This is a genomic window from Leptolyngbya sp. FACHB-1624 (assembly GCF_047649235.1).
GTDB classification, from domain to species: Bacteria; Cyanobacteriota; Cyanobacteriia; order Leptolyngbyales; family Leptolyngbyaceae; genus Leptolyngbya; species Leptolyngbya boryana.
On sequence record NZ_CP180258.1, the window covers coordinates 3,065,701 to 3,084,240 of the forward strand.

Here is an 18,540-nt window from a genome sequence, read left to right on the forward strand (position 1 = left end):
AAACCGCGAAAACTCTTGCTAGCCAATTTTTCCCTCAATCAAGAGTCAACATCGGAATTGCTATCGCAGTTCGTAATTTTCTTTATACTCTACGAGTTCTAGCCATGTGCTATCGGGATCTTTTACATAGATGCGGTACTTGGTTTCTGGAGAATCCTCAAGCATATATTCAATTCCGTTTGCTTCTAGTAACGCGGTCATTTTTTTGCCATCTGCAATCACAAAGCCGATGTGATCAATATTTCCGGTATGAAGTGGACTGGCTTGAGATGCGTTGGGTCGTTCGTAGAGTGAGAGATAGAATTGCTGATTACCAAAATGCAGCCAACTCATGTCGTTTGACTGTTCTTGGGCACGGATAAACCAATCAGGAAAGAGGGTTTGGTAAAACTGCAAGGTTGCTTCTAAGTTCTGACAAACCTTGTTGATATGTTCAATTCGATAGAAGTTCATAGTCACCTCTGAAATCTTTGTTGCCTAAATCATACTCGTTATGAGTTCGACTTGCAACCCAGATTTATCGCGATCGCACTTCTATTCGAGTTTTTTCATCCAGAAGCAGGCTTATACAGCAGTTGAAGAATTACGATCGCCGTAGTTCTGTTCAATCCAAGCCTGATACGCTCCAGATTGGACTTGTTCGACCCAATCAGTGTGATTGAGATACCACTGAATTGTTTTGAGTAAGCCACTGGCAAAACTTTCTTTGGGTTCCCAGCCTAGCTCACGCTGAATTTTACTGTTATCGATGGCATAACGGCGATCGTGTCCGGGACGATCTTTAACAAAGGTAATCAGTTCAGCATGTTGAAAATTCGCCTTGGGAGCCAGTTGATCCAACACGAGACAAATCTGATTAACTACTGCAAGATTCGTTTGTTCATTGTTTCCACCAATGTTGTAAGTCTCTCCAGGTCGTCCATACTGCAAGACTTGATAGAGTGCATCACAATGATCGTCAACATAGAGCCAGTCTCGAATGTTTTGCCCATCTCCGTAAATCGGGAGAGGCTTTCTATTAAGAGCATTGAGAATGATCAAGGGGATGAGCTTTTCCGGAAATTGGCGTGGCCCATAATTGTTAGAACAATTTGTCGTCAGCGTTGGTAAGCCATAGGTGTGATAATAAGCGCGAACTAAATGATCAGCACCAGCTTTAGAAGCAGCATAAGGACTGTTCGGTGCGTAAGGCGTATCTTCCCGAAATGCTGGCTCAGTTGGGCTGAGGGAGCCATAGACCTCATCAGTTGAAACCTGTAAAAACCGGAAGCTATCGCGCTTCTGAGTTGGCAATTTCTCCCAATACGCTCGACTCGCTTCGAGAAGACGAAATGTGCCTAGAATATTGGTTTCAATGAATGCATGTGGATGCAAAATTGAGCGATCGACATGACTTTCTGCGGCCAAGTTCACAATTGCATCTGGCTTGTACTGCTCCAACAAATCCTTAAGTAATTCAAGATCACAAATATCTCCTCGAACAAAAGTATAGTCAGGATGCTGCTCTAACTCTGCGAGAGTCTGATAATTACTAGCGTATGTAAGCTTATCGAGGTTGATAATGCTTGCCCATTGTTCTTTGCAAGCCTTCAATACAAAATTAGAGCCAATAAAACCCATTCCACCGGTGACAAGAAACGTTTGCATAGCTTGGCTCTGATCAACTGAATCAAATATTATTCTCGTGCTATCGCTTAATTAATGATTGAAACTAAGACTTTAACATTATGCCTATTGGGATAGACAATCTTGACTGTGTGCATTAAAGCCTTCCCTTAGAAAGATGAACGAACATATTTAATCTCTCACATTAGGTTACGAGTCGTTAAGACCCTAGTTATGATGAAATCTGTGAGCGCTATTCAGCTTTCTATTTGTGTTGGAACTCGGAATCGTCCAGCGGATTTGATCCGATGTCTCAATTCATTAGTATTACTCGATACGATCGAGTTTGAGATCATTGTGATCGATGATGCTTCGGAAATCGCGATCGCGGATCGGGTTCTTCAAGAAATTCATCCTAGCCTTGTCTCTAAAATTCAGTTTTTCCGCCATGCGCAGAATCGCGGGATTCCTGCAACTCGGAATGAACTTGCACAGCGCGCAAATGCACCGTATTTGTTCTGTCTTGATGATGATGCTCAGTTACTCAGTGCGAGTAGCATTTATGCCGCAATCCAAGTGTTAGAAACAAGTCCAGAAGTCGGGGCTGTAGCACTGTCTCAAACCAATGAGCGAGGAGAATTGTTACCTGGACAGCCTGCACCCGCAAGTTATCGATGCTACGCCCCAACTTTTATTGGATATGGAAGCTTACTGCGGCGCGAGCTATTTGTAGAGCTAGGAGGCTATCGGGAAGTGTTCGCGGCTTATTATGAGGAGCCAGAATTTTGTAAACGGATGCTCGATCGTGGTTTTTACGTCGTCTATCTTCCCGATGCAGGCATCATTCATCACCAATCTCCGATCGGACGCAACGATTTAATTGCGCTCAGAAATGGCTGCCGGAATAAATGTTTTGCTGCGGTTTATAACGAGCCACTCTTCATGATGCTCTTGAGTATTCCAGCAAGACTTTTGGTTTACAGCTATAAGCATCAGCGATACCGCAAACAACAAGGTATCGAAAGTGAGTTTGGAGCGGGGTGGATTTTGGCAGAACTACGCAGGAATTTTTCAGTGCTTTGGCGCGATCGTAAAGCGTTGAAGTGGACGACCTACTACAAATGGCATAAAGTTAAACGTACTCCAGCCTATGAACTTGTAACCTAAAGTTTTGACGTATGAAGCTATTAATTATTAATCATTCCTGTACGATTCCCGTTGTACAGCAGTTTTATGCTGAAGTTGAACGGCAAACGGGTTGGGAGATTACGATCGTTGTTCCCAGTAATTGGCAAGATGAATATAATCGCGTCCGTACAGTGGAGCGATGGAAAGACTTTACAGGACAGCTTATTAGTCTACCTGTTTGGAAATCAGGGAGTATTCCATTACACATTTATCGGTCTTTATTTTTCAACCTGTTGCGAGATTTAGCTCCTGATTTTATCTATGTGCATCAAGAACCTTATGCGTTAGTCACTCTGCAAATTTATTTAGCAAACTATCTCACTATTCGTAAGTCCATTGGCTTTTTTACTTGGCAGAACATTTTTAAGAACTATCCAGTTCCTTTTCGACAAATGGAGCGCTGGATCTTGAAACATACAGATGTGATGTTTCCAGGATCGCACAGTGCAGAAGCAGTGATGCGAAAAAAAGGTTTTACTGGACAAAGTGTTTTGCTACCTTCAGGGGTTGATCCGGCGATTTACTATCCCAGAGAACAGCAGTCTAGACCTGACGAAATCTTAATTGGATATGTGGGGCGAATTGTTGAACAGAAAGGCTTGAAGACATTATTACTAGCACTTGGAGAAATTGCACATTTGCCGTGGCGATTTGTTCTGATTGGAAGCGGAGAATTTGAGCCAGAATTTGATCAGATTGCTCGATCGCTGAATTTAAGCGATCGCATTGAAAAACATGGTTTTGTCCCGTTTACAGAAACACCAAACTATCTTTCTGAGTTAGATATTCTCGTCTTACCCTCTGAGACGCGATCAAATTGGAAAGAGCAATTTGGACGAGTCATTATTGAAGCGATGGCCTGTGGAACAGCGGTGGTAGGGTCTGACTCAGGAGAAATTCCGTATCTGATTCAAGCGACTCAAGGTGGAGTAGTTTTTCCAGAAGGAGATGCGATCGCGCTTGCTCGATCGCTTGAAAGATTAATTGTAGAGCCAGATTTTCGAGTTTCTTTAGCCGAAGCAGGACGAAAATCGGTGCATCAGAATTATACGAATGCGCTATTGGCTCATCGTTTTGCGGAAGCAATCAAAAATCAAGTGGAATTTGATCCGAAATCGCAGCGTTCAGGAGTACAATCGTTTCCGTCTCCTTAAATGTTCAGCGTATGTCTCTTTCGCGATCGCGTATTCCAGATCAACGTTGGTATATTCATCCCGATCAAAGCGATCGAGCGATTCAGCTTGCCTTAGAGACAAATCGCTCTCCACTGTTAACGCAAGTTCTGCTCAATCGCGGATTAGAAACTTTCGAGGACATTCAAGAATTTCTCGATCCACAGCAAGAGTTGCCGTCTGCACTGGAAGATTTTCCGGATTTAGCTGTGAGCTTAGAACTCTTGATCAATGCGATTAATGACAAAACTCGGATTGCCATCTGTGGAGATTATGATGCGGATGGAATGACGAGTACAGCATTGCTACTCAGAGCATTGCGATACTTAGGTGGACGAGTCGATTATGCGATCCCCAGTCGGATGAGTGAAGGCTACGGGATCAACACTCGGATTGTAGAAGAGTTCTACGAGGAAGGCGTAGGAATAATTCTCACGGTTGATAATGGAATTGCCGCCCATCAACCGATCGAACGTGCTAGAGAGCTAGGTTTAACGATCATTGTGACGGATCACCATGATCTCCCTCCAGAGCTTCCAAATGCAAATGCAATTCTCAATCCGAAGCTGATTGCAGAAGAGTCACCTTATCGAAGTATGGCAGGGGTGGGAGTCGCTTATGTGTTGGCGCTCTGTTTAGCTCAGAGTTTTGGACAGACGAGAGAGTTGCAGAACTCTTTGCTAGAGCTATTTACATTGGGAACGATCGCAGATTTAGCACCTTTAACCGGGGTAAATCGCCGATGGGTCAAACGAGGCTTACAGCTTTTACCTAAGTCTAAGATGGCTGGAATTCAAGCCTTGATTCAAATTGCAGGATTGAGCAATGAGAAAAATTTGAAGCCGGAAGCGATCGGGTTTCGGTTAGGGCCAAGAATTAATGCGATCGGGAGAATTGGCGATCCGCAAGTTGTGATTGAGCTACTTGTTACTGATGATGACGGCGTTGCTCTAGAACAAGCAATGAAGTGTGAGATCGAGAATAAGCGACGGCAGCAACTTTGCGAACAGATTGAGAAAGAAGCGATCGAGTATTACGAAGATAGTTCATTTGATGCAAAAGCCGATCGAGTATTACTGCTAGTAAAGCGAGATTGGCATCATGGTGTGATTGGGATTGTTGCATCTCGATTAGTTGAGCGCTATGGAGTTCCCGTGTTTATTGGAACTTACGAAGATGACGATCATATTCGCGGTTCGGCTCGGAGTATTCCAGAATTCAATGTGTTTGAGGCATTAGAATTCTGCAAGGATCTGATGCTGAAATCAGGGGGACATAAAGCAGCGGGTGGGTTCTCGTTTAAGGCAGATCGTTTAGATGAAATCCGCGATCGCTTGAGAACGTTCGCACATCAATCTCTCAAGCCTGAGCATCTTAAGCCTTTAGTCACAGTCGATGTTGAAGCAGATTTAACTCAAATTGACCTTGCCCTTCATGCACAGCTTGATGTTTTACATCCTTGCGGGATGGAGAATCCTGAGCCTGTATTTTGGACACCGAATGTTTTAGTGACCGAGCAGCGGCGCATTGGCAAGGGACATATCAAACTTGTCTTAGAATCTGCGGGGCAAAAAGTAAATGCGATCGCGTGGCGTTGGGGTGAGTATTTTCCGTTACCAAGCCCCTTAGATGTTGCATATCGAGTCAAGTCGAATGAGTGGAATAATCAGGTTTCTGTCCAACTTGAAGTTCTCGGTGTGAGATTCCCAGGACAGAGTTCTCAGACAGAATTTCGATTTAGCGATCGAGTCTATCACTGCACAATGCTCAATCAAAAAGAGTTGAGAATTCAAAACGCGAAGGGCGATATTTTAGTAATCCAAAAAGGACAGAAAATTGGAACACTTGGGAGATCAGATCAAACAGTACAAGAAGTCGATGTTTCACAAGCACCATACTATGATCTGGTGAAAGCTGCGGTGAATGCTTTGGCAATTTAGATTGATAGACTTGAACTGAAACGGAAGAAATCGGTCGTTCTTTCAAGGCTGCCCTCTACTTTCTGCTCACTCTTCTACAATAGGGTTGAGACATTTTCTAAGGCTTATGAAGCGGATTGTTCTGATTGCGGGATTTGAATCGTTTAATGCAGGGCTGTATCGGCAGGCGGCAGATTTAGCACAGTCGCAATGCTCACAGCTAGACATTCGAGTATTTAGCGATCGCGATCTCACCTCAAATCCGACAGAAATAGAAGCCGCATTGCAGCAAGCTGATGTCTTTTTTGCCAGTTTGCTGTTTGACTACGATCAAGTACTTTGGCTAAGAGAACGAGTACAGACGATTCCCATTCGCTTGGTGTTTGAATCGGCATTGGAATTAATGAGTTTGACGCAGTTAGGGAAATTTGCAATTGGGGATAAGCCCAAAGGAATGCCCAAACCTGTCAAATTCATTCTCGATAAATTCAGCAATGGGCGAGAAGAAGACAAGCTTGCAGGCTATATTAGCTTTCTGAAAACAGGCCCAAAATTATTGAAATTTGTCCCAGTTCAAAAAGTTCAAGATCTGCGAAATTGGTTGATCATTTATGGCTATTGGAATGCAGGCGGAACAGAGAATGTCGCGGCTCTATTTTGTACGATCGCTCAAAAGTATTTAGGTCTGACTGTTGGCGAAATTGCAGACCCCATTGAAACTCTAAATATTGGGCTTTTGCATCCTAAGTATAATGGTTATTTTGAATCTCCAAAGCAATATCTAGAGTGGTATCGTCAGCGTTTTAATTCTAATCATCCGACTGTTGGAATATTGCTCTATCGAAAGCACGTCATTACAAATCAGCAATACATTCCAAAATTAATTAAAGCATTTGAGAAAGCCAATTTAATTCCAGTTCCAATTTTTATTAATGGCGTTGAAGGTCATGTTGCTGTTCGTGATTTGATGACGACAGACTATGAACAGCAACAGCGCGATCGCGGCATCAATGCAACGCTTTCACTTTCGGATCAAGCGGTAAAGGTAGATGCGATTGTTTCCACGATCGGATTTCCCTTAGTCGGAGGCCCCGCCGGATCAATGGAGGCAGGAAGACAGATCGAAGTTGCTAAACGCATTCTCAGCGCTAAGAATGTTCCCTACATTGTTGCGGCTCCATTACTCATTCAAGACATTCATTCTTGGACAAGGCAGGGAATTAGCGGATTGCAGAGTGTGGTGTTGTATGTGCTGCCTGAATTAGATGGCGCGATCGATACGATTGCGCTCGGTGGTTTAGTCGGAGAAACCATTTACCTCATTCCAGAACGAGTAGACCGATTAACCGGGCGATTAAATCAATGGATTAAACTCCGCCAAACTCCTGCTAAGCAGCGAAAAATTGCGATTCTACTGTATGGATTTCCGCCCGGATATGGAGCAGTTGGGACAGCAGCATTGCTGAATGTGCCGCGATCGCTGATCAAACTATTACAGGCGATGAAAGAGCAAGGATATGAGATCGCAGATTTACCCGAAGACGGAGAAACTCTGATTCAAGCTGTCAAACGCTCAGATGAAGGAGATGCGATCGCAATTTCAACCCAAACACTTGAGAAATGGTTAGGCTATCTGCTCACGTCTAGAGTTGAAAAGCAGTGGAAATCGTTATCCAGTAGTGGCATTAAGACACTCGGTGATGATTTAGTGTGGGGAGGCGTTCAGCTTGGCAATGTTTGGATCGGAGTGCAACCTCCACTCGGAATTTCAGGAGATCCGATGCGATTGATGTTTGAGCGGGATTTAACGCCTCATCCGCAGTATGCAGCATTTTACAAATGGCTTCAGAACGACTTTGGAGCAGATGCGATCGTGCATTTCGGAATGCATGGAACCGTCGAATGGCTCCCCGGTTCACCGCTTGGAAATACAGGTTATTCTTGGTCAGATATCTTACTCGGCAATCTTCCAAATCTTTATGTCTACGCGGCAAATAATCCTTCAGAATCGATTCTGGCAAAGCGCCGAGGCTATGGCACTTTAATCTCTCACAATGTTCCGCCTTATGGTCGAGCAGGATTGTACAAAGAGCTAGTCAACATTCGAGACTTAATTGCAGAGTATCGCGAAGATCCAGAAAAGAACTATGCGCTCAAATCCGCGATCGTGCAAAAAATCATCGATATAGGAATTGATGCAGATTGCCCGTTTGCAGAAGCAAAGCAACTAGGCATTGCGTTCAATCTTGAAAATATCAATCTCTTTAGCAATGATGCTTTTAATCGTTATCTGATTACTCTGTACGAATACTTGCAGGTCTTAGAAAATCGATTGTTCTCATCGGGCTTACATACCTTAGGTGAAATGCCCTCACCAGAGATGCTTGAAAGTTATCTCAAAGCATATTTTGACGATCGCATTCCTGAATCGTCGATCGCTCAAATTGCTCAAGGTGAAGATCTAGCACAATGGCAAGAAGCCGTTGATATTCGTAATCTGCTACTACAAACGACTGACGAACTGACGAATCTACTACGCGGATTGAATGGCGAATATATTCCTCCTGCGCCCGGAGGTGATTTACTTCGAGATGGCTTAGGCGCATTACCCACGGGTCGAAATATTCACGCCCTTGATCCCTATCGAATGCCTTCTCCTGCTGCTTATGAACGCGGTCGCGAGATTGCTCGTAAAATTATCGATCAGCATCTCAAAGAGCATCAAACCTATCCAGAAACGGTAGCAGTCATGCTTTGGGGACTGGATGCGATTAAAACCAAAGGTGAATCGATCGGAATCTTACTCGAACTCGTCGGAGCGGAACCTGTTAAAGAAGGAACAGGCAGAATTGTCCGATACGAACTCAAGCCAATCTCAGAAGTTGGACATCCTCGAATCGATGTTCTCGCGAACCTTTCAGGCATTTTCCGCGATAGCTTTGTCAATATCATTGAGCTACTCGACGATCTGTTTCAACGAGCCGCAGCACTGGATGAACCAGCAGACCAGAACTTTATTCGCAAACATGCGATCGCACTGCAAACTCAAGGAATCGACAATCCAACCGCCCGCTTATTCTCCAATCCCGCAGGTGATTACGGTTCGCTCGTCAACGATCAAGTGGTTGCCTCAAACTGGGAATCCGGTGAAGAATTAGGAAAAACTTGGCAGAGTCGAAATGTCTTTAGCTATGGCAGAAAAGATAAAGGAGAAGTGCGATCTCAAGTCTTAGAGACTCTCTTGAAAACTACCGATCGCATTGTCCAAGAAATTGATTCAGTCGAATATGGCTTAACTGATATTCAAGAGTACTATGCCAACACAGGCGGACTCAAACGCGCCGCAGAACAGCAAAAAGGGACGAAAGTTCAAGCGAGCTTTGTCGAAAGCTTTTCAAAAGATACAACGCCTCGAAATTTAGAAGACCTATTGAGAATGGAGTATCGCACAAAACTGCTAAATCCAAAATGGGCAGAAGCAATGGCAGCCCAAGGATCAGGAGGAGCTTACGAAATTTCACAACGCATGACGGCTTTAATCGGGTGGAGTGGCACTGTTGATTTCAAAGAATCTTGGGTCTATGACCAAGCGGCGGATACATATGCTTTAGATGTAGAAATGGCAAAAAGACTTCAAGAAGCGAATCCTGAAGCCTTTCGCAATATTGTGGCACGAATGCTAGAAGCAAACGGACGAGGATTTTGGAATCCCGATGATGAGAAGCTATCGAAACTTAGAGCGCTCTATGAACAATCGGATAGCAAGCTTGAAGGAGTAGAAATTGCTTCAGTTTAGCTTGCTTCCCGACGATTCAATCGGAGCACATCCTAAGAATATGCTTTAAAAGTAATCGTTGAGGCGCATTCACCCGCCCTGGAATGGAATTCCGGGCTAGTTGAACGAAGTCCACTGAAGGGACTAACAGCCAATCAGAATGGGGTCTTCAGTCCTTTTCAAAGGACTTCGCACCGTTAGCCCCGAATTCATTCCGGGGCGAGCTAGAACGGAGCGAGAAAACGGTTGATACTTTTAAAACACCCTCTAACGGCGCAGGTAGGTAAACTTCGCATTCGGTCTGCCCACAAAGCAAGACTGATTAAATCCATACTTCCGAATCACCGCCAAAGACTGTTCTGCCTCAGCCTGATTTCCTTCAAAATCAAACATCCAGTGATTGCCATCTACAATTTTCCAACGATTGTTAATCTTGCTCACCGTCGTCGTTGCCGGATTGAACGGAATACAATCTTCACCGCGCATTGCGCCTACTGGAGCAGCATTGCTCACCAACATATACTGGAATGAAGGCTGAGGTCTACCCACAAAGCAGGACTTGTTCATTTTATAGTGCTTGATCGTGCGGAGAGACTGTTCTGCTCTTGCACGATCGCCTTCAAAATTAAACATCAAGTGATTGCCATTTTCCACGATCGTCCAACGCCCCTGAACATTCTCAACGGCTGTATTGTTGGGATTGAACGCAATGCAATCTTCATTCAGCGCAGTTTGACCGAGCGAAACTGCATTCGATCGATATTTTCGATCCGTTTTACGATCGTGCAACACAATGTAAACCGATTGGGGCGGGGTTTTGCCTTGCTGAACTGCAAACCAGAGCTTCGTCAGATTTTCTGGATTTGAAAAAGCACAGAACCCATAGATTCTCTGATTCGATTGAGCATCATAGATATCAACCCAAGTTCTCGAAGAATTGGTGTTCGCACCGCAAGCAGGCAAATCCGGAGCACTCGTAAACAGCGCAGCATTGATTTGCTGCCAGTTCGTAACCGTCAAATTGTAGTAAGTATAGCCATTTTTGTTTTCGGTTCCTTTGAAAGCGAGAACAGGATTTGGAGAATTCAGTGCAGTCAAGTTACCAAACAGATTCGGATTCACATGAATCGGTTTAATCTCATTTGCAAATCCGGCTGTTGTGCCTAAACTTAACATTAGCCCAGCCAATAATGTGCTTGCTAACAAATGTTTAGATTGCATATTCCTTGAAGCTCCAGTAAATGAGTGGATACGGGTTAATAGGGAAGCGATCGAGACTTTATGCACTGCCTTTCTATCGCTTGTCATTTCAGCCTAAGCGCCCCTACAAAACATCCACAGTGCCCAAACGGGTAAGAAAAACGGAGCGAATTATTATTAGGTATTGGTAGGTTTATTCAAGTAACTTAACAGCTTTTCTCAGGCGATCCATCTTAGAGGAGATGAGGTAGGGATCACCGTATTCGTATGATTTTCCAATGCTAGGACTTCTACAGAAATGATGAGTTTTAGCGATCGAAGTGTGAAACAAACCATTTATTCACTAAAGCGCGATCGTGAGTGAAGTTGCGATCGCAGGGTGACACGCCTATGGAAATGCTACAAGAATATCGCTATAAATTAGCGCAGTTTTGGCGATCCTCGATCGTCTTTCGCAGTATTAGCTTACTTACAATCTTTGCCATCTCTGCGCTTCTGATCGTGTTACCTGCGCGATCGCAGCCCGTCGTTCTCACATTTTTGATGAATGCACCCGAAGTTCCAAATCTGCGACCTTTAATCACAGAATTTGAGAAGCAAAATCCAGGCATCAAGCTCAACATGATTGAAGGTCCCAACGCTTCAAACTTGATCGAAGACTTGAATACGTCTGCTTTTCTGTTAGGAAGTGCGCCTTATGATCTCGTCAATATGGATGTCACTTGGGTCGCAAAATTTGCAGCAGCAGGATGGCTGCGTGACTTAACCAATGAAATTCCCCAAGAACAGTTAAACGAGTTCTTGCCCGGAGACATCGAAGCCAGTCGCTATCAAGGCAAACTCTATCGAGTGCCCTGGCGAACAGATGCAGCGTTACTCTTCTACCGGAAAGATTTGCTCGACCAAGCAGGACTTCAGCCACCCGAAACTTTTGATCAGTTGATCAAAGCCTCGCAGCAAATTCAAGGTAAGAATGGCGCACAGTGGGGATACGTTTATCAAGGGCGACAGTACGAAGGCGTTGCTGCGATGTTTATTGAGGTCTTAGAAGGCAATGGCGGCTTCTGGGTCAATCCTCAAACAAATGAAGTTGGACTCGATCGACCTGAAGCAATTCAAGCCTTAAACTTCTTAAGAACCACTGTTGACAAAGGTGTGACACCAGCTGGGGTCAGTACCTATCAAGAAGAAGAAGCGCGGCTCCTCTTCCAAAGTGGGAACACCGTATTTATGCGAAACTGGCCTTACGCTTGGGCATTACTCAACAAAGAAGACTCACCTGTTCGCGGCAAAGTTGCCGTCAAACCTGTGATTCACGCACCTGGAAAACTGAGCGTGTCTTGTCTAGGCGGATGGGGTTGGGGAATCGCTAGCACGACTCAGCATCCTGTAGAAGCTCGGAAAGCGCTCGACTTCTTTACAGGAACCCACGTTCAAAAAACCACATCCCTTTCCTCTGGGTACTTGCCGAGTCGCAAAGCGTTGTACAAAGACCCAGAAATTCTCGCGAAATACGACTTTTTCCCAGTCGCGCTCAAAGCTCTGGAAAATCCTGGAATTCGACCTCCGATCGCGCAATATGCCCAAGCGTCTGATATTTTGCAGCGCTATCTCAGTTCCGCAATCTCAGGACGCATTTCACCCGAAGAAGCGATGAAGTCAGCAGCCCGTGAAACACGCGCATTGTTAGGAGTTTAGCCGATGAAAGATGTGATTCGAGAGCGAGAACGTCGTACAGGTTGGCTCTTAACGATTCCAGCCTTGCTGATTTTGACGCTGGTCTTTGCTTATCCAATTCTGCGAGCGTTCTGGCAAAGTCTATTTGTTCAGAACTTAGGAAATCAACTGAACCCACACTTCACAGGATTGTCTAATTTTGCCCGGATGGCTCAAGACGGGCGATTCTGGCAAAGTATGGTCAATTCAGCGATTTTTACGTTTTCATCCGTGGCGATCGAACTTGTGCTCGGGATGGGAATTGCGCTCGTACTCAACCAATCTTTCCGAGGTCGAGGAGCGGTAAGAACGATTGCTATTCTGCCTTGGGCTTTGCCGACTGCGCTGATTGCACTCGGTTGGACATGGATTTTTAATGATCAATACGGGATTGTCAATGACATTTTGCTGCGGTTGGGATTGATCGATACGGGCATCAACTGGCTCGGCAATCCGACGTTAGCCATGCTAGCAGTCATCTTTGCAGATGTTTGGAAAACGACACCCTTCATCAGCATTCTATTACTTGCTGGACTGCAATCCATTCCCAATGATTTGTACGAAGCACAAGCGATCGATGGCGCTTCTCCTTGGCAAAGTTTTCGACAGATTACCTTGCCTCTGCTGATGCCGCAAGTGGTCATTTCACTGTTGTTCCGGCTCGCTCAGGCATTCGGAATCTTTGACTTGATCAGTGTCATGACTGGAGGTGGCCCTGGCGGTGCGACTGAAACAGTTTCGCTCTACATCTACGCCACAGTGATGCGCTATCTAGACTTCGGTTATGGAGCAGCATTAGTTGTGGTGACGTTTTTATTATTAGTGTTAGCCGTTGCGATCGCAAGTTACTTCCTAACTCGATCCAGAGCTAAAGCATCGGGAGCAATTTAATATGACAACTGTATTTCCAGAATCCGTCGATCGACGAATGCCAGGAGGCAAATCAACTCGAATTGGGCGAAAAGTCGTCTTGCCGATTGCAGTTGCCTTTACTGTCATCTTTTGCCTGGCTCCAATCCTTTGGCAGCTCTTAACCTCATTCAAAGTGAATGCTGACATTGCGGCAATTCCCAATGTTTATTTCCCAACTCGATTTACATTAGATCATTACCGTTCTTTGTTTGAGCGTCGCCCATTTTTGAACTATATCTTCAATAGTGCGATCGTCTCTTTTGCTTCAACTATCCTCGCTTTAGGAGTCGGCTCTCCCGCAGCTTATGCGCTCGCCAGACTGAAACTTCAAGGAGAACGCTGGATTTTAGCAGGTGTTCTGATCGTGACGCTATTCCCACCGATTCTGCTCTTCCTGGGACTCCTCGAAATCGTTCGGGCGCTTCATCTTGGAAACAACTATCTTTCATTGATCATTCCTTACACCGCGATTAACTTGCCGCTCACGATTCTGGTGATGCGAAGCTTCTTTCAGCAACTTCCCAAAGATCTCGAAGATGCGGCAAGAGTCGATGGCTATAGCACCCCTCGAATGCTGCTCGAAGTCGTTCTACCGATGACGATTCCAGCACTCGTGACGACTGGAATTTTGACTTTCATTTCTGCCTGGAATGAATTCATCTTTGCCCTGACTTTCATCACTCGCGAAGACATGAAAACAGTTCCAGTTGCAGGCGCACAACTCGGCGGAGCTTCGCCCTTTGAAATTCCATTTGGACCGATCGCAGCAGCAACGGTTCTCGGAACAATTCCACTGGTGTTGTTAGTTCTCTTCTTCCAACGCCGCATTGTCCAAGGGCTAACGTCTGGAGCAGTCAAAGGTTAATTCACTCTTCTCAAACATCATGGATAAGAAACTAGAACTCATTAACTTGAGAAAAGCTTACACTCAGCAAATTGTTCCTGTAAAAGACATTAACTTGAGTGTCGAACAAGGCGAATTTCTCACTTTGTTAGGACCTTCAGGATGCGGTAAATCGACGATCTTGCGCTTGATTGCGGGATTAGAACAGCCGACTAGTGGACAAATCCTGATCAATGGTCGGGATGTGAGCCGCTTGAATCCGGGCGATCGCAATATTGCAATGGTCTTTCAAAGCTATGCACTCTATCCGCACATGACCGTGTATGACAACATCGCATCCGGGCTAAAACTGCGGAAAACGCCCCATGCAGAGATCAAAGAAAGAATTCGTGAGGTCGCAGATTTCCTAGGATTGCATGATCTGATGAATCGTAAGCCGGGTCAACTGTCTGGCGGACAGCGACAGCGAGTTGCAGTCGCAAGAACCTTGGTTCGTCGTCCTGATTTATTCCTACTAGACGAACCTCTGAGTAACTTGGATGCATTGCTCCGAGAACATGTTCGGGCTGAGTTAAAGCAATTGTTTGGTTCACAAAATGCGCCTGTTGTTTACGTGACGCACGACCAGACTGAAGCAATGACCCTTTCAACCAAAGTAGCTGTGCTGAATAATGGTTACCTGCAACAGTTCGATCGACCTGATGTGATCTACAGCCAACCTGCCAATCAATTTGTTGCAGGCTTTATTGGTAGCCCACAGATGAACTTTTTACGGGTTCCTTGTCAGAATGGCAATGCGATCGTGGGCAATGCCAAAATTCCTCTACCCCGAAGCGTTAGCGCTCAAGAGATTATCTTAGGAATTCGTCCTGAGCATGTGCATCTTGCGCAAAACCGCAATGAACCGACGCTAGAGGGTGAAGTGTTCCTAACCGAGAATTTAGGCATGCACGATTTGGTCAGTGTACGGATCGGACATGGAACAAGTGAACCGATCAACCTGCGCGCGATCCTCCCAGTCCATTCGGGCTTAAAAGCAGGAAGTGCCGTGCAGTTAGCCTTTTCAGATGAAACCATTCATTGGTTTGATGTGGCAACGGGCGATCGCATAACAGATGCGCGATCGCATGTGATGGCATAGCTCTGTTGCAATCTGCAATTTACCCCTCAAATCTTCACTGCTTGAAGACTTGAGGGGTATAGGTTTATTTGATAATAGATTACAGCAATGCCTGTATAGCTCTCAGTGCTAACCTTGTTTGGAAATCTCAGAATACTCAATCTTTTAACTAAGGTGCTGAATTAATGTTTTCTCCAGCGCAATTCAGTGCGGAAATTGATGATACAGGGGCATGTTTCGCAATTAATTCAACCTGACCCGCCGCATTGCGTCGCCATTCGGTTGCCTCTACCATCATTTCATGCATTTCACTGCCCGAAGACACTGTTGGGCGAGATGCACGACCGTTTGACAATTTTAAATCAGCAAGATCTCGCAAATCAGACCAGACCAAATTGTGAGCCACAGCATGAGTCGGATCTTCTGGAATTCCACCTCGCCCTGTGACGACAAAACGGCTGCCTTCGAGCGCTGAACATCCTTTTGCAACTTGCTGTCCTGCGTCGAGGAACTCAACAGGTAATTGCAACAATCCTGCATTGATATCTACATCAGGACTCTTAATGGCGACACTGCCATTCACACCAAAATCCGAACTCGCAGTAATGTCATTTTCAGGGGTCTGCTGCGATCGAAACTTTAAGCCAAAAATGCCTTGAGTCGTGATTTGAATATTACCGCCATTGCCTCGCTCAGCCCTAGCAACAATATCACTGTTTTCTAACCCTAGTAAAATCGGCGCATTGACAGTAAGATTACCTCCATTGCCTCCTCCCCTCGCCTCAGCCGTAATTCCACTTCCACGACGCATGATGATCGACTCTTGAACTTGAAGATTCATATTTCCACCATTGCCAACCGTCGTCGAAGCGGCAAGACTTCCTCTTTGATCTAGATAAATTGAATTTGCATTGACATTCAAGTTTCCAGCATTTCCAAAGCCAAGATTTCTCACTGTAACCAGTGCGCCATTAGCGACCTGTAAGCGATCAGTATTGATCGTGACGCTGCCTGCATTCCCACTTGGCAGACGTGGAGTATTGTAGAGTAGACGTACGCTCTCTGGCAGAATATTGCCAGCAGAACTAATTTGGCTAGGAATTCTGGCAACAGGCGCAATTCCTTTCACAGTTACAGATTCACTTGCATTGACAGTAATATTTCCAGCATTACCAAAAGCAACCGTCGAAGCACCAAGCCGCCCCCCGTCCCGAATCAACAATCGCTTTGTATCAAGCGTGAGGTTGCCTGCATTTCCTGTTCCAAAAGAGACATCAAACAGAGTGCTAAACTGCCGGAATCTTGGCTCTTCTCCTCCCAATTCTACAGACTCAGTTGCTTTAATATCTAGGTTTCCGGTTGAGCCAGCGCCCAAAGTCCCAAGCCCAATTGATCCTCCATTTACACTGCTCAACTCGCGAGTTGAAATACTGATATTGCCTGTATTTCCTGCACTGCTGCTTCGACTATAAGTGTAGTTAGTAATCGAAGAGAAATTAGAAGAATCGATCGCTGAAAAATCCTGTACTCGGACGGCTTGATCAGCATCAATTCTGATATTTCCTGTATGAGCACTGCCAAAGGTTTTGCTGCTAATTCCTGCCCCCGCTAGTACTTCAACCTGTGGCGCAACAATATTAATCTCATTTCCATTTCCCGTATTGACTTGTTGCATGTGCAGCCCAGTCTGAATCGTGCCATCTGGTGTCGTGCCGCTCAGATAAAGCTTTTCAGAAGCGCGAATTTGAATTTGACCAGAAGACACCGTTCCTTGATTCTGAATCAGCGCAACAGACCCTCCACTTAGCGCGATCTGAGCACCATCAAGCTGAATGGAGCCATTTCCTAAGCCACTTGCATCAAGTAGAGCTTGCTGAGACAGTTGAATGTTTTGCTTACCCTGGACTTGCTCATAGCCTAGCTGCCAGCCCTGTGCATTGGGCAGAAGACTCACATAGCCTGAACTTACACTGCCCAACGCCAAATGCCCCTCAGGTGCACTGAGAATTCCGCCATCAAGTGTTACGCCAGAGCCAACTAGAGCAAGTGTCTTTCCAGATTGTACGCGCAATCCTGTTGTGCTACTTCCTGCACCTACAAGAGGATTTCTCACATCTGGGCGTGTTCTACCCGTTAATGGATGTCCAATACCTTGAACTTGGATTGCTCCAGCAGGCTGCCCAAACTGCACGCCAATCGGGGCACTGACGGTTAGCAAAGGACGCGCATTAAGATCTGTTGCTCTAAATTCTGCACCATCTGCGAACCGAATACTAGAAGCTGTTGTCCCAACAAAAGAGCCGCCAATATTCAACTGTGCATTCGCACCAAAGAGAATCCCCGCTGGATTGAGCAGAAACAAATTAGCAGTGCCTTGAGCTTCAATCACGCCATTAATACTAGATGCAGTGCCACCTGTAACCCGACTGAAGATGTTCTGAATCTCTGAGGCATGATTGAATCTTGCCGACCCGAATGCTGGAATCGAGAACTCTCGGAAGCTATGGAATAGATTATTACCCATACGATCGCCAAAATCGATCGTGAAGTTTAATCCATCTGGAGAGGTGACTTTTGTCGATAACGTACCATCTTCAACCACTCGAAGCTGAGCAGATGCTGGACGTGCAAAGCTTAATCCAAGCAGCGCAATACTAGTTAAACCAAGGGAACAAAGTAAAGGGCGCATAAGGAGAACAGAGCATAATTCAACTTTAATGTGCCCAAAAGATAACAGTTTGAGTCAACTTTTTTCGTAAAGATATAATTAATCCAATCTTCAGAAAATTGATAGCAGGATTCACCATTTTTCACTCTATTTTATTAAAAATTAACTTAGACAAAGCAACATATTTCACGAATTCTAAAGATTTTGCTCTGTTTAAAACAACAGATTTGTATTGAGTTGAAGCTCAATTCTAAGCAAATCAATTAATATATAAAATCTTCATTGAATCTTGATGTATAAGAGTTTCACATTCATAAAAAGCCTAAATTCCAATTTTTTCAGGCTGAAAATTTAGTGTTAATACTGAATTAAATAGGAGAAATAAATTGATAGGCTAAAAGCTCAAGATGAAATCACAATT

At 44.9% G+C, this 18,540-nt stretch carries 12 protein-coding genes; 8 read left to right on the forward strand and 4 right to left on the reverse strand.

Annotation, left to right across the window (positions count from 1 at the left end):
* Positions 1–60: 60 nt before the first annotated feature.
* Positions 61–453, reverse strand: a complete 393-nt coding sequence (locus ACMUEV_RS14280; RefSeq protein ID WP_190653122.1) for a VOC family protein — start codon at positions 451–453, stop codon at positions 61–63.
* 111 nt (positions 454–564) lie between these two features.
* On the reverse strand, positions 565–1,647 hold the full coding sequence (gene rfbB / locus ACMUEV_RS14285; RefSeq protein ID WP_190653123.1) for a dTDP-glucose 4,6-dehydratase: 1,083 nt from the start codon (positions 1,645–1,647) through the stop codon (positions 565–567).
* A 192-nt stretch (positions 1,648–1,839) separates the two neighbouring features.
* Here rfbB and ACMUEV_RS14290 point away from each other — a divergent pair, with 192 nt between their 5' ends.
* The 4 genes from ACMUEV_RS14290 to bchH all read left to right on the forward strand — a co-directional run bounded on the left by ACMUEV_RS14290 (position 1,840) and on the right by bchH (position 9,680).
* Entirely contained in the window at positions 1,840–2,772 is a 933-nt protein-coding gene (locus ACMUEV_RS14290) for a glycosyltransferase family 2 protein (RefSeq protein WP_190653124.1), read from the forward strand.
* 11 nt (positions 2,773–2,783) lie between these two features.
* On the forward strand, positions 2,784–3,947 hold the full coding sequence (locus tag ACMUEV_RS14295) for a glycosyltransferase (RefSeq protein ID WP_190653125.1): 1,164 nt from the start codon (positions 2,784–2,786) through the stop codon (positions 3,945–3,947).
* A gap of 11 nt (positions 3,948–3,958) precedes the next feature.
* On the forward strand, positions 3,959–5,905 hold the full coding sequence (gene recJ / locus ACMUEV_RS14300; protein WP_190653126.1) for a single-stranded-DNA-specific exonuclease RecJ: 1,947 nt from the start codon (positions 3,959–3,961) through the stop codon (positions 5,903–5,905).
* A 106-nt stretch (positions 5,906–6,011) separates the two neighbouring features.
* A complete protein-coding gene (gene bchH, locus ACMUEV_RS14305; RefSeq protein ID WP_190653127.1) occupies positions 6,012–9,680 on the forward strand; it encodes a magnesium chelatase subunit H in 3,669 nt (1,222 codons plus the stop codon).
* Positions 9,681–9,926: 246 nt separating this feature from the next.
* Here the strand turns inward: bchH and ACMUEV_RS14310 are convergent, their stop codons facing one another.
* Complete coding sequence (locus ACMUEV_RS14310; RefSeq protein WP_190653128.1) at positions 9,927–10,880, reverse strand: hypothetical protein; 954 nt, start codon at positions 10,878–10,880, stop codon at positions 9,927–9,929.
* A 369-nt stretch (positions 10,881–11,249) separates the two neighbouring features.
* Between ACMUEV_RS14310 and ACMUEV_RS14315 the strand changes: the two genes are divergently transcribed.
* Genes ACMUEV_RS14315 through ACMUEV_RS14330 form a run of 4 tightly spaced genes read left to right on the forward strand, consistent with a single transcriptional unit; the run spans position 11,250 to position 15,472 of the window.
* Positions 11,250–12,557: an ABC transporter substrate-binding protein gene (locus tag ACMUEV_RS14315; protein ID WP_190653129.1), complete on the forward strand. Its 1,308-nt coding sequence runs from the start codon at positions 11,250–11,252 to the stop codon at positions 12,555–12,557.
* A 3-nt stretch (positions 12,558–12,560) separates the two neighbouring features.
* A complete protein-coding gene (locus ACMUEV_RS14320; RefSeq protein ID WP_190653130.1) occupies positions 12,561–13,466 on the forward strand; it encodes a carbohydrate ABC transporter permease in 906 nt (301 codons plus the stop codon).
* Position 13,467: 1 nt separating this feature from the next.
* Positions 13,468–14,352: a carbohydrate ABC transporter permease gene (locus ACMUEV_RS14325; protein WP_017288437.1), complete on the forward strand. Its 885-nt coding sequence runs from the start codon at positions 13,468–13,470 to the stop codon at positions 14,350–14,352.
* 19 nt (positions 14,353–14,371) lie between these two features.
* Positions 14,372–15,472 carry an ABC transporter ATP-binding protein gene (locus ACMUEV_RS14330; protein WP_190653131.1) on the forward strand — a complete coding sequence of 367 codons (1,101 nt, stop codon included), beginning with the start codon at positions 14,372–14,374 and terminating at the stop codon, positions 15,470–15,472.
* A 148-nt stretch (positions 15,473–15,620) separates the two neighbouring features.
* On the opposite strand, the gene ACMUEV_RS14335 is transcribed toward ACMUEV_RS14330, so the two are convergent.
* Positions 15,621–18,140, reverse strand: coding sequence for a beta strand repeat-containing protein (locus ACMUEV_RS14335; protein ID WP_190653132.1), 2,520 nt, complete (start codon positions 18,138–18,140; stop codon positions 15,621–15,623).
* Between the last annotated feature and the right edge of the window lie 400 nt (positions 18,141–18,540).